Source organism: Pseudomonas sp. 2024-210 (assembly GCF_045062345.1).
GTDB lineage: Bacteria > Pseudomonadota > Gammaproteobacteria > Pseudomonadales > Pseudomonadaceae > Aquipseudomonas.
Genome location: NZ_JBJGEJ010000004.1, coordinates 274,184 through 295,649, shown reverse-complemented (window position 1 = coordinate 295,649; position 21,466 = coordinate 274,184). Strand labels below are relative to the sequence as shown.

The 21,466-nt window shown below is 57.6% G+C and carries 19 protein-coding genes; 7 read left to right on the top strand and 12 right to left on the bottom strand.

Annotated elements, in window-relative coordinates; genetic code table 11:
• Nucleotides 1-254 precede the first annotated feature (254 nt).
• Both uvrB and ACI7MX_RS08250 read left to right on the top strand, forming a co-directional pair.
• Nucleotides 255-2,270, top strand: coding sequence for an excinuclease ABC subunit UvrB (gene uvrB / locus ACI7MX_RS08255; RefSeq protein ID WP_122782298.1), 2,016 nt, complete (start codon nt 255-257; stop codon nt 2,268-2,270).
• Nucleotides 2,271-2,495: 225 nt separating this feature from the next.
• Nucleotides 2,496-3,647: an MFS transporter gene (locus ACI7MX_RS08250; RefSeq protein ID WP_314490428.1), complete on the top strand. Its 1,152-nt coding sequence runs from the start codon at nt 2,496-2,498 to the stop codon at nt 3,645-3,647.
• A gap of 191 nt (nt 3,648-3,838) precedes the next feature.
• Here the strand turns inward: ACI7MX_RS08250 and ACI7MX_RS08245 are convergent, their stop codons facing one another.
• From ACI7MX_RS08245 to ACI7MX_RS08230, 4 genes are all read right to left on the bottom strand, one after another.
• Complete coding sequence (locus ACI7MX_RS08245; protein ID WP_314490431.1) at nt 3,839-4,612, bottom strand: enoyl-CoA hydratase; 774 nt, start codon at nt 4,610-4,612, stop codon at nt 3,839-3,841.
• A 196-nt stretch (nt 4,613-4,808) separates the two neighbouring features.
• Nucleotides 4,809-5,999 carry an acetyl-CoA C-acyltransferase gene (locus ACI7MX_RS08240; protein ID WP_405590466.1) on the bottom strand — a complete coding sequence of 397 codons (1,191 nt, stop codon included), beginning with the start codon at nt 5,997-5,999 and terminating at the stop codon, nt 4,809-4,811.
• Between the two features lie 10 nt (nt 6,000-6,009).
• Entirely contained in the window at nt 6,010-6,777 is a 768-nt protein-coding gene (locus ACI7MX_RS08235) for an SDR family NAD(P)-dependent oxidoreductase (RefSeq protein ID WP_405590469.1), read from the bottom strand.
• A 31-nt stretch (nt 6,778-6,808) separates the two neighbouring features.
• The gene (locus ACI7MX_RS08230; RefSeq protein WP_405590472.1) at nt 6,809-8,473 is read right to left on the bottom strand and encodes an AMP-binding protein; all 1,665 of its coding nucleotides are present in this window, start codon (nt 8,471-8,473) and stop codon (nt 6,809-6,811) included.
• Nucleotides 8,474-9,086: 613 nt separating this feature from the next.
• On the opposite strand from ACI7MX_RS08230, the gene ACI7MX_RS08225 reads away from it, so the two are divergent.
• The gene (locus ACI7MX_RS08225) at nt 9,087-9,416 is read left to right on the top strand and encodes a hypothetical protein (protein WP_314490441.1); all 330 of its coding nucleotides are present in this window, start codon (nt 9,087-9,089) and stop codon (nt 9,414-9,416) included.
• Nucleotides 9,417-9,464: 48 nt separating this feature from the next.
• Here ACI7MX_RS08225 and ACI7MX_RS08220 read toward each other — a convergent pair whose 3' ends face one another.
• The 3 genes from ACI7MX_RS08220 to ACI7MX_RS08210 all read right to left on the bottom strand — a co-directional run bounded on the left by ACI7MX_RS08220 (nt 9,465) and on the right by ACI7MX_RS08210 (nt 11,801).
• On the bottom strand, nt 9,465-9,947 hold the full coding sequence (locus ACI7MX_RS08220; protein ID WP_314490444.1) for a hypothetical protein: 483 nt from the start codon (nt 9,945-9,947) through the stop codon (nt 9,465-9,467).
• A gap of 131 nt (nt 9,948-10,078) precedes the next feature.
• Nucleotides 10,079-11,035: an electron transfer flavoprotein subunit alpha/FixB family protein gene (locus ACI7MX_RS08215; RefSeq protein ID WP_405590476.1), complete on the bottom strand. Its 957-nt coding sequence runs from the start codon at nt 11,033-11,035 to the stop codon at nt 10,079-10,081.
• 16 nt (nt 11,036-11,051) lie between these two features.
• On the bottom strand, nt 11,052-11,801 hold the full coding sequence (locus tag ACI7MX_RS08210) for an electron transfer flavoprotein subunit beta/FixA family protein (RefSeq protein ID WP_405595988.1): 750 nt from the start codon (nt 11,799-11,801) through the stop codon (nt 11,052-11,054).
• Nucleotides 11,802-12,183: 382 nt separating this feature from the next.
• Here ACI7MX_RS08210 and ACI7MX_RS08205 point away from each other — a divergent pair, with 382 nt between their 5' ends.
• The 4 genes from ACI7MX_RS08205 (at nt 12,184) to ACI7MX_RS08190 (ending at nt 15,794) form a co-directional block, all read left to right on the top strand.
• Nucleotides 12,184-12,858: a histidine phosphatase family protein gene (locus tag ACI7MX_RS08205; RefSeq protein WP_314490452.1), complete on the top strand. Its 675-nt coding sequence runs from the start codon at nt 12,184-12,186 to the stop codon at nt 12,856-12,858.
• A gap of 163 nt (nt 12,859-13,021) precedes the next feature.
• A complete protein-coding gene (locus ACI7MX_RS08200; RefSeq protein ID WP_314490454.1) occupies nt 13,022-13,243 on the top strand; it encodes a YgdI/YgdR family lipoprotein in 222 nt (73 codons plus the stop codon).
• Nucleotides 13,244-13,436: 193 nt separating this feature from the next.
• The gene (locus ACI7MX_RS08195; protein WP_314490457.1) at nt 13,437-14,165 is read left to right on the top strand and encodes a carbonic anhydrase; all 729 of its coding nucleotides are present in this window, start codon (nt 13,437-13,439) and stop codon (nt 14,163-14,165) included.
• 84 nt (nt 14,166-14,249) lie between these two features.
• A complete protein-coding gene (locus ACI7MX_RS08190) occupies nt 14,250-15,794 on the top strand; it encodes a SulP family inorganic anion transporter (RefSeq protein WP_405591935.1) in 1,545 nt (514 codons plus the stop codon).
• A 189-nt stretch (nt 15,795-15,983) separates the two neighbouring features.
• On the opposite strand, the gene ACI7MX_RS08185 is transcribed toward ACI7MX_RS08190, so the two are convergent.
• The 5 genes from ACI7MX_RS08185 to ACI7MX_RS08165 form a co-directional block, all read right to left on the bottom strand.
• Nucleotides 15,984-17,012 carry an AraC family transcriptional regulator gene (locus ACI7MX_RS08185; RefSeq protein ID WP_405591938.1) on the bottom strand — a complete coding sequence of 343 codons (1,029 nt, stop codon included), beginning with the start codon at nt 17,010-17,012 and terminating at the stop codon, nt 15,984-15,986.
• A 90-nt stretch (nt 17,013-17,102) separates the two neighbouring features.
• Nucleotides 17,103-18,140, bottom strand: coding sequence for a Rieske 2Fe-2S domain-containing protein (locus tag ACI7MX_RS08180; protein WP_314490467.1), 1,038 nt, complete (start codon nt 18,138-18,140; stop codon nt 17,103-17,105).
• A gap of 228 nt (nt 18,141-18,368) precedes the next feature.
• Nucleotides 18,369-19,202: an SDR family NAD(P)-dependent oxidoreductase gene (locus ACI7MX_RS08175; protein ID WP_405591941.1), complete on the bottom strand. Its 834-nt coding sequence runs from the start codon at nt 19,200-19,202 to the stop codon at nt 18,369-18,371.
• 16 nt (nt 19,203-19,218) lie between these two features.
• Complete coding sequence (locus tag ACI7MX_RS08170; RefSeq protein ID WP_405591944.1) at nt 19,219-19,986, bottom strand: SDR family oxidoreductase; 768 nt, start codon at nt 19,984-19,986, stop codon at nt 19,219-19,221.
• Nucleotides 19,987-20,078: 92 nt separating this feature from the next.
• Entirely contained in the window at nt 20,079-21,323 is a 1,245-nt protein-coding gene (locus ACI7MX_RS08165; RefSeq protein WP_314490475.1) for a helix-turn-helix transcriptional regulator, read from the bottom strand.
• Between the last annotated feature and the right edge of the window lie 143 nt (nt 21,324-21,466).

Here is a 21,466-nt window from a genome sequence, read left to right as displayed (position 1 = left end):
CAAGTATAAGGCCGATCACGAATCGGGCAACAGACTAATGTCGGTTTTTACCCAAGTATTTCAATTTATTGACAGGCCACTGGTCTAATTGCATTCCCCGCCCAACCTGCCGTGTCAGACGCGCGCCTTGAAACAATCAGCCATGAACTCCATATAAAGCCGTATCCTGTTTTTTCCTGCGGCGTGCGTCGTATGCAGTCTTTCGCGTTTCTCTGCGGTCAATGTGTGTAGAGAGGCGAACCCAGAGGTCAGATATGTCCGATTTTCAGCTCGTTACCCGCTTTGAGCCCGCAGGCGATCAGCCCGAAGCCATCCGTCAATTGATCGAGGGCATTGAAGCCGGTCTGTCGCACCAGACCCTGCTCGGTGTAACGGGCTCGGGCAAGACCTTCAGCATCGCCAACGTGATTGCCCATGTGAACCGGCCGACGCTGGTGCTGGCGCCGAACAAGACGCTGGCCGCGCAGTTGTATGGCGAGTTCAAAGCGTTTTTCCCGAACAACGCGGTGGAGTACTTCGTTTCGTATTACGACTACTACCAGCCCGAAGCCTATGTGCCCTCCTCCGATACCTTTATCGAGAAGGATGCGTCGATCAACGACCATATCGAGCAGATGCGTCTGTCCGCGACCAAGGCGTTGCTGGAGCGCAAAGACGCCATCATTGTCACCACCGTGTCGTGCATCTATGGCTTGGGCAGCCCGGAGACCTATTTGAAAATGGTCTTGCACGTGGATCGCGGCGACAAGCTCGACCAGCGCGAACTGCTGCGCCGTCTGGCTGACCTGCAATACACCCGCAACGACATGGACTTCGCCCGTGCCACCTTCCGCGTGCGCGGTGACGTGATCGACATCTACCCGGCCGAATCCGACCTGGAAGCCGTGCGCATCGAGCTGTTCGATGACGAAGTCGAAAGCATCAGCGCCTTTGACCCGCTGACCGGCGAAGTCATCCGCAAAATGCCGCGATTTACCTTCTATCCGAAAAGCCACTATGTGACCCCGCGCGAGACCTTGCTCGATGCGGTAGAAGGCATCAAGCAAGAGCTTCAGGAGCGCCTTGAGTACTTGCGCGCCAACAACAAATTGGTGGAAGCCCAGCGCCTGGAACAGCGCACCCGTTTCGATCTGGAAATGATCATGGAGCTGGGTTATTGCAACGGCATTGAAAACTACTCGCGCTACCTCTCGGGTCGCGAATCCGGCGCGCCGCCGCCCACCTTGTTTGATTACCTGCCAGCTGATGCCCTGCTGGTCATTGATGAGTCCCACGTCAGCGTGCCGCAAGTCGGCGCCATGTATAAAGGCGACCGTTCGCGCAAAGAAACGCTGGTGGAATACGGCTTCCGCCTGCCATCCGCATTGGACAACCGGCCCATGCGCTTTGATGAATGGGAACGCATCAGCCCGCAAACCATCTTCGTCTCGGCGACCCCCGGCAACTATGAGGCCGAACACTCGGGCCGCGTGGTCGAGCAAGTGGTGCGCCCTACGGGTCTGGTCGACCCGCAAATCGAAATCCGCCCGGCGTTGACACAGGTGGACGATTTGCTCTCCGAGATTGCCAAACGGGTGGCACTGGAAGAACGCGTGCTGGTGACGACCCTCACCAAGCGCATGTCCGAAGACCTTACCGACTACCTGGCCGACCACGGCGTGCGCGTGCGCTATTTGCACTCGGACATCGACACGGTGGAGCGCGTAGAGATCATCCGCGACCTGCGCCTGGGCGTGTTTGACGTGCTGGTGGGGATCAACCTGCTGCGCGAAGGCCTGGACATGCCCGAGGTGTCACTGGTGGCGATTCTGGATGCCGATAAAGAGGGCTTCCTGCGTTCCGAGCGCTCATTGATCCAGACCATTGGCCGTGCGGCGCGAAACCTGAACGGCCGGGCAATTCTGTACGCCGACCGCATTACCGGGTCGATGGAACGAGCCATTGGCGAGACTGAGCGACGTCGCGAGAAACAGATCGCCTTCAACCTGGCCAACGGCATCACGCCTAAAGGCGTGTTCAAGGATGTTGCTGACATCATGGAAGGCGCGGTGGTACCCGGATCGCGCAGCAAAAAACGCAAAGGCATGGCCAAGGCCGCCGAAGAAAGCGCCAAGTACGAAAACGAACTGCGCTCGCCCAGCGAGATCAGCAAGCGTATTCGCCAACTGGAAGAAAAAATGTACGCGCTGGCCCGCGATCTGGAATTCGAGGCGGCAGCGCAAATGCGCGATGAAATCGGCAAGCTCAGGGAGCGCTTGTTGCAAGTCTGACTCGGGGCGCGTCCCGTAGCCGCTGCCGAGGAACGAAGGCTGCGATCGGCGGCGCAGCCGTCGTAAAACCATTCAATCCGGTACAGCTGATAAAACGGCAGTGTCCGGTTTACGATCGCTTCGCGACCGATCGCAGCCTCGCGCTGCTCCTCAGCGGCTACACGGGTTTTGCACACCCTGTAGAGACTCTCTAGCAGGCCAAACTGTATATCGACAAGGACGCCCATGACCGCCATCAACACCCAAACGCCTGTTGTGCCAGGCCGTCTCGAACAGATGTCCACCCGCATTGCCTTTTTCATTGCCGGTTTTGGCATTGCGGCCTGGGCACCGCTGGTGCCTTACGCCAAGGCCCGTGCCGGACTGGATGAAGCCACGCTGGGGTTGTTGTTGCTGTGCCTAGGGGCCGGTTCGATTCTGGCCATGCCCATTTCCGGGATGCTCGCGACGCGTTACGGCTGTCGACGTGTATTCAGCGCAGGCACGGTATTGCTTTGTCTGGCCCTGCCGTTGCTGGCCACGGTCAGCTCAGTCCCCTTGTTGATCGCCACCCTGTTTTTGTTTGGCGCAGGTCTGGGCGCGGTTGACTCTACCGTTAACCTGCAAGCGGTCATCGTCGAGCGCGCCAGCGGGCGCACGATGATGTCGGGTTTTCATGGTCTGTTCAGTGTGGGCGGGATTGCCGGGGCCGCCGGGGTCAGCGCCCTGCTGGCGCTAGGGTTGACGCCCCTGTGGGCGATTGCGGTGGTGATTGTGCTGATCCTCGCGGCCCTGATCAAAGCGGCACCGCATCTGTTGCCCTATGGCAGCGAAAGCAGCGGCCCGGCCTTCGCTGTTCCGCACGGGGTAGTGCTGTTTATCGGTTTACTCTGTTTTGTGGTGTTTCTGGCAGAGGGCGCGATGCTGGACTGGAGCGCCGTGTTTCTGACCGCCGACAAACAGATTGATGAGGCTTATGCAGGCCTGGGTTATGCCGCTTTCGCGCTGACCATGACCGCGGGACGGTTGCTGGGCGATACCATCGTCAGCCATCTGGGGGCACGCCGGGTCATTGTCTTGGGTGGGTTGTTAGCTGCCGCTGGGTTGATATTGGCAACACTCGCCGCAAGCTGGCAGGTTGCGCTGGTCGGTTATGGGCTGGTTGGCATGGGCTGTTCCAACATCGTGCCGGTGTTGTATACCGCCGTGGGTAAACAAACGCTGATGCCCGCCAGTATCGCCGTACCGGCCATTACGACATTGGGCTATGCGGGCATTTTGGCGGGCCCTGCGGCCATCGGCTTTATTGCCCATGCCAGCAGTTTGAGCACTGCCTTTTTGTTGATTGCCACACTGCTAGTTGCCGTGGCCATCAGTGGGCGGATTTTGCGGGTATGACGCGCTGAGTGGCCGCAGTTCTTGCCGCTGCGACGAGGCGCCGCAAACCACTGCACGTGGTTTAACGGGGCACCTGGATCAAAAGCCAGATCAAAATCACCTGATCGCGAGCAAAATCCGTAGCAGTTGTCGAGCTCCGCGAGGCTAAGTCCGACTGCAAAGCAGTCGCTAATCCTAACCGTCGCGCACACTCAGTGGTTTTTAAACTCAGCCTCACGCTTACCGACAAACGCCGCCATGCCTTCTTTCTGATCCTGGGTCGCAAACAGCGAATGGAACACCCGGCGCTCAAAACGCACGCCTTCCGACAGGCTGACTTCAAACGCACGGTTGACGCTTTCCTTGGTCAGCATCAAGACCGGCAAGGATTTTTTGGCAATCAGCGCCGCCACTTTCAGCGCCTCGTCCAGCAATTCATCAACCGGCACCACGCGTGCCACCAGACCGGAACGCTCAGCCTCTTCAGCACCGATCAAACGTCCACTCAAGCACATTTCCATCGCCTTGGCCTTACCCACGGCACGGGTCAGACGCTGGGTACCGCCCATGCCGGGCAGTACGCCCAGATTGATTTCAGGCTGACCAAATTTGGCGTTGTCACCGGCCAGGATAAAATCGCACATCATCGCCAATTCACAGCCGCCGCCCAAGGCAAATCCGGCCACAGCCGCAATGATGGGTTTACGGCGGGTCGCCACGCGATCGCTGTCTGAAAACAGGTCTTCCAAATAGATTTGCGGGTAAGTCAGGTCGGCCATTTCTTTGATGTCGGCACCCGCCGCAAAGGCTTTTTTTGAACCGGTGATGACGATACAACCAATGGCGCTATCGGCTTCCAACTCATCCAGCGCGTGATTCACTTCACTGATCAGCTGCGCATTGAGGGCGTTCAACGCCTGCGGTCGATTGAGTGTAATCAGGCCAACATGCCCGTGAATGTCCAACAAAATGCTTTCGTAGCTCATCGAAAACGTCCTCGATTCAAAGATTGCGCAAGATGGAGCTGCGCTGAATATCGTGCTGGATCCGTTCCAGCCAGCCTTCATGCAAATAGCCATAACCGCCACGCGTTTGCAACGTTTTGGCATACATCCGTTGAGCCCTGTCACAACTGGCTACGCGCATGCATTGGCCGTTGGCAAACCGGCAAAGCTGTTGGGTTTACAGACATTCCACGGCGATGGCGGTGGCCTCGCCGCCGCCAATGCAGATCGCTGCAACACCCCGTTTGAGCTTTTGTTGGCGCAGTGCCGAAATCAGCGTGACCAAAATACGCGCACCTGACGCACCAATGGGATGACCCAACGCACAGGCACCCCCGTGGATGTTGACCTTGTCATGAGGAATGTCCAATTCGCTCATGGTGACCAGACTGACCACTGCAAACGCCTCGTTGATTTCAAACAGATCAACCTCGCTCAGGTTCCAGCCGGTCTTGCTCATCAAACGTTTGATCGCACCGACCGGGGCCGTCGGAAACAGGCCCGGCTCATCGGCAAAAGCCGCATGGCCGTGAATCACTGCCAGGGGTTGCAGGCCCTGCTTTTGCGCGTGTGAGCGGCGCATCAACACCAAGGCTGCCGCGCCATCGGAAATCGAACTGGAATTGGCGGCGGTCACCGTACCGCCCTCGCGGAAAGCGGGTTTGAGCGTCGGGATTTTTGCCAGATTGGCCTTGGGCGGCTGTTCGTCATCCTTGATCAGTCGCGGTTCCTTGCCGACCGTGAACGGCACCGGCACGATCTCATCGCTGAAACGACCGTCCTGGATCGCCTGCTGGGCACGGGTCAGCGAAGCCACGGCAAAGGCATCCTGAACTTCACGTGAAAAACCGTGGGCCTGAGCGCAATCTTCGGCATACGTCCCCATCAAGCGCCCACGGTCATAGGCGTCCTCCAGACCGTCAAGAAACATATGGTCCAGCACCCGACCATGCCCCATGCGGTAGCCACTGCGCGCGCGGTCGAGCAAATACGGCGCATTGGACATACTTTCCATGCCTCCCGCGACCACCACATCGACACTGCCTGCCACGAGCCGGTCATAGGCCAGAATGGTTGCCTCCATGCCTGAGCCACACATCTTGTTCAGCGTGGTGCAACGCGTCCCCTTGTCCAACCCTGCTCCCAAGGCCGCTTGTCGGGCAGGCGCCTGACCGAGACCGGCTGATAGCACACAGCCAAACAACACTTCTTCAACGCCCTCAAACGCCACACCTGCACGCTCAACCGCGGCACGAATCGCGATAGCGCCCAGTTGCGGCGCGGTCAGACCTTTCAACTCACCTTGAAAGCCGCCCATCGGCGTACGGGCAACGCTCACAATCACGATCGGATCATTGCTGACAGTCATTTCTCACCCCTTATTTGGCAGCCATGCGCAAGGCACCGTCGAGACGGATCACCTCGCCATTGAGCATGCTGTTTTCAATGATATGGCGCACTAGCGAGGCATACTCGGCGGGCTTGCCCAGACGCGCAGGAAACGGCACACCCGCGGCCAGCGACTCGCGCACTTCGGGCGTCATGCCCGCCATCATCGGCGTTTCAAAAATGCCCGGGGCGATGGTCATGACCCGAACCCCGTAACGGGCCAGCTCCCGCGCCGCCGGTAATGTCAGGCTGGCAATGGCCCCCTTGGAGGCGGCATACGCCGCCTGCCCTATCTGGCCATCGAACGCGGCTACAGACGCGGTGTTGATAATCACCCCGCGCTCACCTTCGGCATCGGCCGGTGTTTCTGCCATCGCGGCCGCTGCCAGACGCAACATGTTGAAACTGCCGATGAGGTTGACGTTAATCACCTGACTGAAGCTATCCAACGCATGCGGACCCTTTTTGCCCAGGATCTTCTCTCCACGCACAATCCCTGCGCAGTTAATCAGCCCGTTGACGCCACCAAACTGCGCGACGGTCGCATCCACGGCGGCTTGCGCCGCTTCACTCTGACTGATGTCGGCAACCACGCTGCTGGCTTGCGCACCCAGTGTGCGCGCTTGCGCTGCGACGGCGTCGGCATTCATGTCGACCAGCATCACTTTGGCACCCGCTTGCACCAGCATTTCAGCGGTGGCGGCCCCTAGCCCCGAAGCTCCGCCAGTGACGATAAAAACCTTGTTTTCAATCTGCATGGAATGTCCTGAACGACGTCATTGAAAAATATCAGGCGGTGCTTTTCGCGCTTGCGGCCATTTCAGCCTTGGCGATTTCCTGATTGCGCAAAATGAAACGCTGCAACTTGCCGCTCGGTGTTTTCGGCAACTCGCTGACAAATTCGATCTCTCGGGGATAGGCATGCGCCGCCAGACGCTGGCGCACGTGCAAGCGCAAGGTCTCAGCCAATTGGGCGTCGCCCGGGTAGTGCGAACTGAGCACCACAAACGCTTTAACCAACTCGGTACGCTCGGCATCCGGTTTACCCACCACAGCGGCTTCTATCACTGCCGGATGCTCAAGCAAGGCGCTTTCTACATCGAAAGGGCCAACGCGATAACCCGACGTGGTAATCACATCATCACTGCGCCCGACAAAGCTGATGCTGCCATCCGCATTCATCTCAACGGTGTCACCGCTCAAGTAATAATTTCCGACGAAGGCCTTGGTCTTGAACCCCAGATAGCCGTCAAACCAGCACATCGGCGACTGGCTGCGATCAACCGCCAAAATACCCGGCTGACCCACGGGCAATTCCTGATGGTTGTCATCGAGTACCACAATCCGGTGGCCCGGCGAGGCAAATCCCGCCGCCCCACGGTGTATCGGGTGAGCCAACCCGTGGTGATTGCACAGCACCATGCCGACTTCGGTCTGGCCGTAGTGGTCATGAATCGTGACGTTGAGTTGCTCGGCGAACCAGCGAATCACTTCCGGGTTCAGTGGTTCGCCGGCGCTGCTGACTGCGCGCAGTTGACCTTTGATCCTGCTTGAGAACGCTTCCCCGGCGGCAATCAGCAAACGATAAGCCGTGGGTGAGCCGGTGAGATTGGTGATGCCGTATTTTTTGATCACACGGCAGGTACTTTCGACCGTGAACGGGCCATCGTAAAGCGTGATGGGATGCCCCATCGACAGCGGGCCGGTGATGCCAAAGTAGATCCCGTAGGCCCAGCCCGGATCGGCCAGATTCCAGAACGCATCTTCGGGCCGCAAATCCACCGCATCGCGGGTATAGCTCTGGAAGGCAACGATGGCTTTGAGGGGCACCAGCAGCGGCTTCGCGGGGCCGGTTGTCCCCGAGGTGAACATCAGCAGGAAAGGATCATCGCCAGTCAACATCACGGGTTCGCAGAGCGGTGAGTAATTCTCCAGTTCGGCCCAAAAACTGAAATCCCCGCGCACCACGCCCTGCCCTTTTGCGCCCGCCACGGTGACGACCGGCGGGCAGTCGCTGACGTCGTTCAATTTGGAGCGATTGATGCCATCGGTGATCACCACGGCCGCGCCTGAACTGTTCAGTCGATGCTCAATGGCTTTAGGGCCAAAGGCGGTGAACAGCGGCTGATAGATCGCACCAATACGCCATGCGGCCAATGCCACAATCAACAACTCGACATTTCGCGGCAATAAACCCGCTACTTTGTCGCCCTGCGTGACCCCTTGGGCCAATAGAAAGTTAGCAAAACGGGCACTTTTATCCTGCAACTCCGTAAAGGTGTATGTCGCGCTGCTGGCCTCTCGCCCCTCCCAAAACAGGGCGATCCTGCCCGGCAAGGCGTGGCGATCACAGCACTCGACACAGGCATTGAGCGCCGTCAATTGGCCATGAAGTGCCTCCATGACCGTACGCGGGTATTCAAAGTCATTCATCGCGGTCAGATAGTCACGCATCAACAGAATCCCTCGGTCTTTGTTTTTAGGATGGGAGCCGTGAAACATCCTGATGATAATCGCCTTGCAAGGCCGTCGTCACAATGGTCAAACCGCGCAAGCTGGCTGACTGTTTTGGCCAATGAGCCGTGTGCCAGCGGGTGACTGGAAGGCTGAAAAGAGACTGACGAGTCACATATGTAGTGCCGCAAAATAATCACTACATATGTCTTGACGACCCGATTTTCCCGCCGCATTATGCAGACGTCTTCCCCACCGGAAGCGCTGGAAAGGGTTGTTGCAAGCATGCTCGACGAGCTGTCGGGCTGTTCCGGGATAGGTACTGCCCACAAGGCAGAATTGATGAAGCTGACCTGGCTTGATCGTCCACGTTTAGTGGCGTGAGGTGCTAGCGAAACGTCCTCAAGAAGCTTGTGGCTGATGCGTCATGTCACTCAGGCATCCTGGTTCACGCTGCTCTCCCTCGCTTTACGCTGTATATGTAGTGCTTTTTATGGCGGCTACATATTGACGAACTCAAGGCCCGATCTGCTTTGGATAAACACTGCGTAGCGCTGCATGTGCAGTTGCGCGAATCAATTAGACAGATCAACGCGTGGTCAAGGAGTTTGCTATGAACCTGAATAATCAACCGTCTGTTAATGCGCTGGCTGAACTGTTCGCCACCCGTAAAGACTCGCTCGACAATCATATTTTGTGGATCAACGAAACCGGTGATGTACATCTGGACCCGCTGCCCTGCGGTGAAGAAGAGACCCGATTCGAAGAACAACACCCGCAAATGCGTGCCCGTCTGAAAATGTATCGTCGTGGTCATGGCTACGTGGGCAAGAAAGCCGCAGCCGATAAAGAATACCTTGAGCGTGTGTTGCAAACGCTGTCCCTGAGCTGGAAACAAGCTCAAACCGAGTCAACGCTGGTCAAGGTTAATAGCTACAGCTGATCAAGCGGTTATACAAAGGGCCCTGGAGACTTTCCAGGGCCTTTTTTATTAGTGCGGGGTGCTCGTTTTAATGCAGCTCTCAGTGCCGCGTCCACCGCCCTTGTAATCGGGCAGGTAATAGGACTTGTGCAAGGTGGTGGTGTATTTACCCTCACTGTCCTGATCGTGGGTGATCACAGCAATCCCTGTGCCCCGATCGGTGGGTGCCTGTTCGTTGTCGTTGGCAAAGAACATGGACAACGACTGGCCTTGAGCAGCGGCATAACCGCTATAGGTCGATTTCTCGCCGCCCAGTTCAACAATCAGTTTGAACGTATAGGCACCAAAGCTCTTATCGAAGTGGCTGGCCTTCTCATCGAGCCTGAACGTCAGGTCGCCGATAAATGCACCGTCATGGCTGTCAAAGCCCGTGCATTTATAATTACCGGCTATATGCAAAGGGTCCGGGACCGCAGCGTGAGCAACTCCCGTCAGGGACAACGCAGTTGTTACAGCGGCGGCAAAGATTGTTTTTAGATTTATTCCCGACATAACGCATCCTTAAAATAAGCGATTGGGTGCAACTGGGTTACACCCCCGGGAATGTACACATCACTTGAAGAAGGCGCAGCAAAGGCTACAAAAAGCATTGTTTCAAAAATCTTCTGCCTCCCTGCACTGCCTCAAACAGCAAGTTCCAGCTCAGGCACCGCTTCAAACAAATCGGCAACAAGGCCGTAATCGGCCACCTGGAAGATCGGTGCTTCTTCATCCTTGTTGATCGCGACGATCACTTTGGAGTCTTTCATACCCGCCAAGTGTTGAATCGCGCCGGAGATACCGACCGCGATGTACAGCTGTGGCGCAACGATTTTGCCGGTTTGGCCGACCTGCATGTCATTGGCTACAAAGCCTGCATCCACGGCGGCACGGGACGCGCCCACCCCAGCGCCCAGCTTGTCTGCCAACGAATAGAGGTACTTGAAGTTGTCACCGTTCTGCATGCCACGACCGCCGGACACGACGATTTTGGCAGCCGTCAGTTCTGGACGGTCCGACTTGGCCAGCTCTTCTCCGACGAACGACGAAGTGCTTGCATCATGAACCGCTGCAACCGCCTCAATCACAGCCGAGCCCCCTTCAGCGGCAACCGGATCGAAACCGGTGGCACGCACGGTGATCACTTTGACCGGCGCAGTCGACTGCACGGTAGCAATGGCGTTACCGGCATAGATTGGGCGGGTGAAGGTGTCAGCGCTGACGACCGAGATGATCTCGGAGATCTGATCAACGTCCAGCTGGGCAGCAACGCGCGGCAGGATGTTTTTGCCGTTCGAAGTCGCGGCGGCCAGGATGTGGCTGTAGCCCTTCCCCCCCGCCTCTGAACAAAGAGCAGCAACCAGAGGGGCAACGTTTTCTGGCAGTTGATGTGCGTAAGCGGCGTTATCGGCCACCAGCACTTTAGCCACGCCAGCGATGTTCGCGGCCGCTTCAGCCACAGCGCCAATGCCCTGGCCTGCAACCAGAACGTTGATGTCGCCACCGATTTTGGCAGCGGCGGCAACGGTGTTCAGCGTAGCCGGAGCCAGCGTCTTGCCGTCCTGCCCTTCTAAAAAGTCGGCGATTACCAAGATAGTCATCTTTAAGCCCTCCAATTCACAGTACCTTCGCTTCGTTTTTCAGTTTCTCGACCAGTTCAGCCACCGACTTGACCTTGATGCCTGCGCTGCGTGCTGCTGGCGCCTCGACTTTCAAGGTTGTGTGGGTCGATGCCGTCGAAACACCCAACGCGTCAGGCGTCAGCACTTCAAGCGGCTTTTTCTTGGCTTTCATGATGTTTGGCAAGGACGCATAACGCGGCTCGTTCAAACGCAGGTCGGTGGTGATGATGGCCGGCAAGCTCAGCGACACGGTTTGTGCGCCGCCGTCGATTTCACGGGTCACGGCAACCTTGTCGCCTGCCACTTCAACCTTCGAAGCAAAGGTGCCCTGACCGTAACCGGTCAGCGCAGCCAGCATCTGGCCGGTCTGGTTGTTGTCGCTGTCGATGGCCTGTTTGCCCAGGATCACCAACTGAGGCTGCTCCTTGTCCACCACCGCTTTAAGCAGCTTGGCCACGGCCAGCGACGTCAGGTCTTCGGCGGACTCAACAAGAATGGCACGATCGGCACCCAGCGCCAGCGCGGTACGCAGCTGTTCCTGAGCCGTGGTCGGGCCGATGGAGACAACGACGATTTCAGTCGCAACACCCTTCTCTTTCAGGCGTACGGCTTCTTCCACGGCGATTTCGCAGAAGGGGTTCATCGACATCTTGACGTTGGCGAGGTCAACGCCGGAGTTGTCCGCTTTGACGCGGACCTTAACGTTGTAATCGACCACGCGTTTGATACAGGCCAGCACCTTCATTGTTTCTCCCCCGATAGGTCCCGTGAGTACAGACACGACACCATAACGCTGAGCCCCAACCCTGCGTATCGACCATTCGGGTTAGGTGGCACGGCCCTGCATCGCGGTATGATCCCAAGCGCTGAAGGGTGGGTAACGACCCTGCCCATTAGCGCTGAATGATTTAGTCACACAAAAACAGCTGTAATTACCTCATCACGTACGTCAAATCGTCATTTGACGTAAGTAGAATCGAACCAACAGTGTAAAAGGCGTCTAATAAACACTTCATTAAAAGGAAGGAAAGCAACAGGACTTGCGTTAACGACAGGGACAAACACACGACGCAACCCGCTCGATGTGCCAGGCCGGTCGGCCTTAATAGCAGTAACAGAAGAACCCCATGAACCTGTCCGTCTGGATCAAACCTCGTGTCAAATCTTATGCACTGGCGCTTAGCTCGCTGTTTCTGATCACAGGTGCAACCACCCTCGCGGTACATGCCGATAAAGTCTTTGCTCAGCCAGTCGACGGCGTACAAACCCTGGTCTTTATGCGTCACGCTGAAAAACCGGTCGATGGCCTTGGGCAACTCAACTGCCAGGGTTTGAATCGGGCCATCGACTTGGCCACCGTACTGCCACAGCGCTACGGCAACGCTGACTATATATTTGCCGCCAACCCCTCACGGGAAGTCGAAGAAGGCGCTGCAGATGATGCGTACAGTTACGTACGCCCAATGATGACCATCAACCCCAGTGCCATAAAATTGGGCTTACCGATCAATCTGCAATACTCCGCCAACGACACTCGCGCCCTTGCGAACGAATTGACCGACGATAAGTATCACACCTCGACTATCTACACCGCGTGGTCCCACGGCTATTTGCCCGAGCTGATCAACAGCGTCGCTGGCAAAGCGCTGGGTAAAAAGGTCACATTGACTGAAGATTGGTCTGGCGATGACTTTGACTCACTGTACGTACTGACCCTGACCTGGAAAGACGGCAAAGCCACCCTGACCAGCCGCCTTGATAAGCAAGGCCTTGATCATGGCACACAGATCTGTCCAACCTGATTAATGCACTCACCCTTTTGAATTCATAAGTGAAAACGCCCACACTCTGACGCACTCTTTGGAAAAATTGCTGTCATACCCGGCAATTACTGCTCCAAACAGTAGTTGAACCGAATCTGACACGATCAACCCCTTATTATTTGCGAACGACTCAAGGACTGGCATGAAGCTCAACGTTATAGGTTTGCCGTGGGTCATGGTGGCTGTATTGGCATTGGCGGGCTGCGCCACCCCCACACTGGTGACCTTGCAAAATGGCACGCAATACCTGACTAAAGATCTGCCCAGTACAACCAACAAGGATGGTTATTACGAGTTTGTGGACATTGCCGGCAAGCCCATCAAGGTCAAGGCCGATGATGTAGCCACCGTCAAATCCGAATAATGCAACGTCTCGGCCGGCCTGCTTCATGCGCTTTTGCGCGCTCGGAACAGGCCGCCAAGATTGCTTTGTGCCATCATCAAACGCCCGTGCCAGAGCGGTTAATTAAGGTTTAGTTAAGTTTGGCCCGCTACTGTGGCCTTGAGTCACCCCTGACTCGGACTTACTTACCCGGCTCTGCCACAGAGGATGAATGATGGATCATAAAGTCACACAGCTGCAGGCTGCAGCAACTGCCCATCCCGAAACGGAGCATGTCGACGCAGCGCTGCAGCAGATCGTAGAAGGATTTTTGCATTTTCATCACGAGGTCTTTCCCCAACAAAAAGACCTGTTTAAAAAACTGGCGACGGCGCAACGACCACGGGCCATGTTCATTGCCTGTGCCGACTCCCGAATCGTTCCCGAACTGATCACCCAAAGCGCCCCTGGCGATTTGTTTGTCACCCGTAATGTCGGCAATGTGGTGCCGCCTTATGGCGAGATGAATGGCGGCGTCTCCACCGCCATTGAGTACGCCAATCTGGCACTGGGTGTTCAGCACATCATTGTCTGCGGGCATTCTGATTGTGGCGCCATGCGCGCCGTGCTCAACCCACAAAGCCTGGGCAAAATGCCCACCGTCAAAGCCTGGTTGCGCCATGCCGAAGTCGCCAAAAGCATGGTGCAAGACCACTGCAACTGCACCACTGAAGCTGACAGCATGCATGTCCTGACCGAAGAGAACGTGATCGCTCAGTTACAGCACCTGCGAACTCACCCCTCCGTGGCGTCACGCATTGCCAACGGCCAGTTGTTTATCCATGGTTGGGTCTACAACATCGAAACCAGCCAGATTAAAGCCTATGACGCAGAACAGGGGCTCTTCCTGCCTTTGGACAATGCACAGGCAATCCCTTGCGCGACCCCTAAGGCGCGTTTCTAAACCATCACCCACGGGTTAAGGCAGTGGCCGCTCTTCAAGCCGCCAGGTTTCGCTGCGCCTCAACAGTCCTTAGGGAGAATCATCATGCGTGCTGCTCAACTGAAAGCGGTATTGCCACGGGAGCTGCTGGCCTCTGTGGTTGTATTTCTGGTCGCCCTGCCCTTGTGCATGGGCATTGCCATCGCCTCCGGTATGCCACCGGCCAAAGGCTTGATCACCGGCATCATCGGCGGGCTGGTGGTGGGCTGGCTGGCCGGTTCGCCCCTGCAAGTCAGTGGCCCGGCAGCCGGTTTGGCCGTGCTGGTGTTCGAATTGGTTCGCCAGCATGGCATCGCCATGCTCGGGCCAATTCTGCTATTGGCCGGTTTTTTACAACTGGTGGCTGGACGGCTTCGTCTGGGCTGCTGGTTTCGCGTGACCGCCCCGGCCGTTGTCTACGGGATGCTCGCGGGCATTGGTGTGTTGATCGTGTTATCGCAAGTGCATGTGATGCTCGACGGTGTGCCCAAACCCTCAGGGCTGGACAACCTTTCGGGCTTCCCGGCAGCCGTCGCTCAAGCCATTCCGAGCCTTGGCTGGCAAGCCGGTCTGCTGGGCCTGAGCACCATGCTGGTGATGTGGACATGGGACAAATGGCGCCCACAAAAGCTGCGCTTTGTGCCCGGCGCCTTGCTCGGCGTTGGTTTGACCACCGGGGTCAGTCTGCTGCTGGCCTTGCAGGTCAAACGCGTTGAAGTCCCGGACAACCTGGCAGAAGCGATTGACTGGTTGCGCCCTGCTGATCTGTTGAACCTGGCCGACCCCAACCTGCTTATCGCAGCCTTTGCGGTCGCCTTTATCGCCAGTGCGGAAACCCTGTTATCGGCGGCGGCGGTCGATCGCATGCACAACGGCCAACGCTCTGATTTCGACAAGGAACTGACCGCCCAAGGCGTGGGCAACATGCTGTGTGGCCTTGTCGGTGCGCTGCCGATGACCGGGGTCATCGTACGCAGCTCAGCCAATGTTCAGGCCGGTGCAACCACGCGTCTTTCAGCGATTTTTCATGGCGTGTGGCTGCTGGCCTTTGTAATGCTGCTGTCCAGTGTGCTGCAAAGCATTCCAATCGCGAGTCTGGCGGGCGTATTGGTCTATACCGGCTTTAAGCTGGTCGACCTGAAGGCTTTTCGCGGTTTGGCACGTTATGGTCGCATGCCGATGTTCACCTACGCGGCCACCGCGCTGGCAATCATCTTCACCGACTTGTTGACCGGAGTGCTGGTCGGTTTCGGCCTGACGCTGGCAAAACTGGCGTGGAAGGCATCGAGGCTCAAAATCAGTTTGGTTGACTTGCCGCAAGCAGACGAAATGGAATTGCGTTTGAACGGTGCTGCGACCTTTCTCAAAGTGCCTGCCTTGACTCAGATACTGGCCAAGGTGCCCGCTGGATGCACCTTGCATGTGCCGCTTAACTACTTGAGCTATATCGACCACGCCTGCCTTGAACTGTTTGAAGAGTGGGGCCGGGCCAATGCGGCCAAAGGGTCTAAATTGATGATCGAACCTCGTGGCCTCAAACGCCGGTTGGAGGGGCGCTTGCGTACAACGACGGGCATAGGGTCGGCCCCTGCGCAAGAGACTCTCGCGTAGCAGCTGCCGAAGGCTGCGTTCGGGGGCGGCTACAGGTTTGCAAAGCTCAATTGCGGTTCGGTAGGCGATGCCTGTGGCCGCTGACGAGGCACGAAGGCTGCGTTCGGCGGCGCAGCCGTCGTCAACCTGTCCCACCGCATACTCCGGATTTACGGCGACTGCGTCGCCGATCGCAGCCTACGGCAGCGGCTACAGGTTTGCAGTGTGCGGGCTGGCCAAAATCAAACTGCGGTAATGCCCCGGGTTAGAGCCGCTCCATTTGCGAAAGGCCTTGTAAAACGAGCTGGTGTCGGCAAAACCCAATCGCTGGGCAATGTCGGCAAAGCTCAATTGCGGTTCGGCCAGCCACTGGATCGCCAGCTCCTTGCGCACGCCGTCTTTGAGCCCTTGATAAGTCTGCCCCTCGTCGGCCAAGCGCCGACGCAGGGTGGACGCTGACATGTGAAACCCTTGCGCCACACCCTCTGTTTCCGGCCACTGGTCGGCAGGCAACAACCGCAGATCCTGTTTGATCTGACTGGCCAAACTGAGCGGATCCCGGTATTTGACCAGAATGTTGGCGGGCGCTTCTGCCAGAAAGCATTGCAGCTCCTGCGCCGTGCGTTTGATGGGCACATCCAGACAGTCAGCCGCGAAAATCATGCGCGTACGCGGACGATCAAAACGCAGATTTTCGGAAAACATCACGCGGTAGTCATCGCAGTAATCGGGGGCTGCACAGCGCAGTTCAATGGCCAGAATCGGAATCCTGCGCCCGGCCAACCAGCAGGCTACACCGTGCACAATCATCCAGTAGGTAAAGTAGGTGAAGGCACGATTGGGGTCGGTGGCAGGCTCGTGCAAGACAATCTCTGCCAGGCTTTGCTGACGAACCAAGTGGGCGGGCAGAAGCTCCAGCATCAACGACAAAAAGCCCAGCATCAGCTCCACCCCTTGCGCCAGGGTGGGCTGGGCCATGGCCGCGCGACACATGAATTCAAGGCTGCCGGCCCTGAGTTTGCGCGGGTCCATGCCAAAAAACTCATCGTCCTGACGCCGCGCCAGCAGTCGCCACAGCCGTGCATAGACCGTGGCCGGTACACGGGAATCCAACCGATTCAAGAGCGCCGGGGCGATCCCGACCTCGAGCAGCACGTCGTCTCTGCGACTCGGTGACGCGCAACTGTGCAACAGCGCTTCGCGCACCAGATGCATGGAGATGGTGTCTTTATTCAACATTGGCCTTGATCCAAGCCCGTGACCGGCAGAAGCCGCTCATCTTAAAAGGCTCGGATCAAAAAGCCAGCACCACAGCGCATCGTGGCTCAATCAGCGATTGTCCACCGTGGTGATTTCACGACGCTCGGCCATGCTCTGAGGCACGCTGGCTTCATCGGTGAAGAATTGCTGATACCACTCGCGCAGCTGATAGACCGGGCCATCACCTTCCGCCAGCACCGGGTTATTGATGCGAATCTTGTGGGTCCAGATATCCACGTCCTGATAGAACGAGTCACGGTTGCGCTGCACGTAGTCAATGGCCAGTGCTTCGTTTTGCTCATCCGTCCAGCCCGGTACTTTTTTCACCATGCAGCCGAAACGCAGTTCAAAACTGTTGGGACCAATCGGTATATGGCAGTTGAGCAGGATCGACTTGATTTCTATCCCGTCGAACATGGCACTCATGCGGGTGAAGTGCGTGGCCGGGCCAAAATAGGCCGACTCGGCGACCAAATCACCGCCCAGACGCTCAGAGTCACCATGGAAGATCTGATGGGCGATATGCCCTTCAAAAATGTTGTGAAAGTACTTGGTCGGGGTGCCGTGAACCGGGCCGAAATGCTGTGCATCTACCAGGTTGTCGACCAACTCGCGAGGGTTGGTGTTGATGATCAGCTTGTCCATGTGCCAGGAATGCAGCCACTCGTCGCTGTCCATCTCCGGCAGGTGCGGGATAACCACGTCATCAGCGGGCGGTTTACCTTCAGGGTTGTTCCAGACAAACAGCAGTTTATTCACTTCGCAGGTCTGCCAGGCACGGGTTTTGGCTTTGGGTGGAATGCGCTTGCAGTACGGAATTTCAACGCATTTACCACTGGCGTCGTACTGCCAATGGTGGAACGCGCACACCACACGATCGTTTTCAATCGTGCCTTGGGACAGGTCAGCGCCCATGTGCGGGCAGTGGGCGTCGAGCACACTGATCTCGCCCTTGGACGTGGCGAAGGCGAGTAAACGGGTGCCGAACACATTCAGGGTATGCAGCTTGCCATCACGGTACTCATCGGCATCCCCCAGACAATGCCAACCGCGGCCAAAGCGCGGAGCCAAGGCATTCTCGACGTGGATTTCAGCGAGTTTAGTCATTTTTATTATTCCTCAGGTTAAAGGGCCAGGGCGCCTGCCTGAGTGATCTTCCCCGAGGAGGGAAGCGTGCTCATCGTTCACTTGGACTAGGTAAAGCTTTTGTAGCCGCTGACGAGTAATGCGAGGCTGCGATCGAGCGCGCAGCGGTCGCAATTCAGGGTTCTACGACGGCTACGCCCCCGAACGCAGCCTTCGTTCCTCGTCAGCGGCTACAAGCAACAGACTGCCTCAGCGCCAATCAGCCACAATCCCGTGCTCACGGGCAAAGGGCTGGCAGTGAATGGTTTTACGCTGATGATCAACCGCGGCCTCATCAGTAGCCAACCACAGCATGACCGCCGCAGGGACTTCAGGTGGCGCCGACCCTGCACGCAAGGCAATCACGCCTTTGTCACCGATGGTGGCGCGCAAGGCATCCGTGGTCACAACGCCGGGGTTGAGGGTATAAGCACGAATCCCCTGGTCGCCCAATTCCACTGACAAAATTCCCGACAACCTCGACACGGCCGCTTTGCCAGCGCCATACGCATACCCCCATCCGCCCTTGCCTGCCGCCACCGGCGGGTCACTTTCACCGGCCCCCGAGGTGACATTGATGACCACTCCGCCGCCCTGCTCCAGCATCTTGCCCACCACGGCGCGGGTCAGCAGAAACGGGGTCATGACATAGCCTTGAAACACTCGCTCCAGTGTCTCGGGCTGCAACTGCATAAAGGGCAAATTAAGGTCACTGCCCTGATAAATCGCGTTATTGACCAGTACATCGACCCGGCCATACTCGGCAAACACCGCCTCGCTGGCGGCCAGTACGGAGTCACTGTCCAGCAAGTCCATCGGCACCACCAACGCCTTGCGTCCCAGTTCACGAACCGCCGCTGCGGTGCCGTTCAAGCTGCCGGGCAGTGCCGTGCCGTCTGGGTTGCGCAGGCCATGAGCATGGCTTTGGCCCTCCTCCAGGCTGCGGGCGCTAATGGCCACATCAAACCCTGCACGGGCAAACGCCAAGGCGGTTTCGCGACCAATGCCGCGGCTGGCGCCGGTAATAAATGCCACCTTTCTCATGGGTCATCCTTAAAAGTCAGAAACGTTGCGCACGAACCATCGCGTCCATACCGCCATCGACAAACACCACGCTGCCGGTGACAAAACTGGCCTGCGCGGATTGCAGAAACGCCACCACAGTGGCGATTTCTTCTGGATGCCCGGCACGGCCCAGGGGCGCCACAAACTCACGCACCGACTTGCCAAACCGCGCGTCATCCTTGGCCGCCTGATGCAGCGGAGTTTCGACGGCACCCGGCGCAACGACGTTCAAGCGAATGCCTTGGGCGGCCCAGTGCACCGACTTGAGCCGCGCTTGACAGGTCACGGCGTACTTGGAGCTGGCATAGGCAATGTGCGGCTGGCCCAGAGTGTCGGCTAACGTCAGTGCTTGCGCCTCGTCACCGGCGAGCATCGCACTGACCATCGGCTGCTGGTCTGCACCGGCGTGTGTCGCCGCCACCGAGCCAATCACCACTGCGGCCGGATGCTGACCTTTAGCCAAGGCGTCGGCCAAACCGTCGAGCAGCTCACTGACACCAAAATAGTTAACCGCCAGCACCAGACTGCTGGACGTGGCTGTCACCCCCAAGCCTGCACAGCACACCAACCCGTCAAGCACCCCGTCGGACTGCTCAAGCACCTGTGCCACCGCCGCCTGACGACCCTCACGGGTCGACAGATCAGCGACCACCTCGGCATTGGCGCGGTCTATTCCAATGATGCGGTGGCCTGCGGCGCGCAATTGGGCACACACCGCAGCGCCGATTCCAGACGCAGAACCGCTGACAGCTGTAACGGGCATAAGACATTCCTTGATGATGCAGGCACGATCCGTGCCTGACTGACGAGTAACCGACAGGGTGTTGGGTCCCCCTATCGGCCAATAGGCAACGCTTAAGCGCTTTGACGAGCCGCGCGCGCCAACTGCGGCGCCGGGACAATCACCGACTCAACTGCGCGCAAGGCGCACTTGGGCTTTCCCAAGGCGACCACACTGTTCAGTAAAATCCTCACCAGCTCGGTCTGACGACGCACCCCGGTTTTGGAAAAGATCGAACGTAAATGAGCCCGCGCCGTGTTGCGGCGTATGTTGAGGTTTTCCGCGGCTTCTTCCAGAGACAAGCCGTTCGCCAGCTCCATCGCCAATGCGGTTTCAGCTTTGGTGAGGTTGAACAGTTGCTTGGTGACGACCTCACTGGCCAGCGATTTGCCCACCGAGTCGCGGATATAGATCACCGCCGCAGGTTTGCTTTTGCCTTCGGCCCATTCCAGTGAGGGAATCGCTTCCACCACCAGGCCCAGACTGACCTGACCCGAAGGCCGGGTCACAGACATGGCGTCTGCCGTCACCCCACCGTCGCGCACTTCAGGGCAAAAGGCGTGCTTGATGAGGCGTTGCAACTCGCGGTTGTCACTCGGGTAGGTGGCTTCCAGACGGCCACCGACCACCTTGAGGCCATCGGCGCTTTTAAGCATTTCTTCGGCGACAGGATTGAGGCGCAGCACCTTGCCGCTCTCGTCGAGCACAATCGTGGCCACCGAGAGCCGATTGATGGCTTGGGCGTAAAGCTCGCTCATGGACTCACTGCGGTCCAATAAGTTGTGCAAGTGCAAGGCCCGACGCAAATGCGGCAGGAACATGGCGCACAAGGCGCGCTCTGCATCAGAGAATTTAGGCGACGATTTTGGCCGGGTGATGCGAAAGCGCAACTTGCCGCCGTCCGGCGTGGAGATGTCAGCGCCCATCACATGAAATACGTTTTGCGGGCCGCAGTAGGCTTTGAAGTAAGCCGATTGCACCCAGTCAGTCTCGGTCATGATGTCTTCGACCGTGAACACCTGATCCAGCGCCTGGCCAATAAAAGGCGTGTTGGTCTGTGGATACGTCTGGTAGGTCAGCTCACCTTCACCCTCAATATCACCCGCCACAATCATCAGGCCCAAATCAGGCTGATCGGGCACGCGTAAAATCAACGTCGCGTAGTTGGCCGCAAACATGCTGCGCACGGCACACAGGGTGCGACCCATCACTTTCGGGTCCAGTGCGCCATCATAAAAATTGCCGACCATTTGATCGTAATCGGACAATTCGAGCCCCAGACTGGCCAGGGTTTGGTGATTCAAGGTCACTTTATCCACGGACTTTCCCTCGCAACGGGCAAGGCTCAATGGCCTGCCCTTTTTATTGTTCTTATTACTCGCGCCACAGCGTAAGAAAACTCCTTAACAGCTGTGTGAAAAAACCAAGCGTGTCTTTATGCTGCTTGCCACTCCACTCCGTC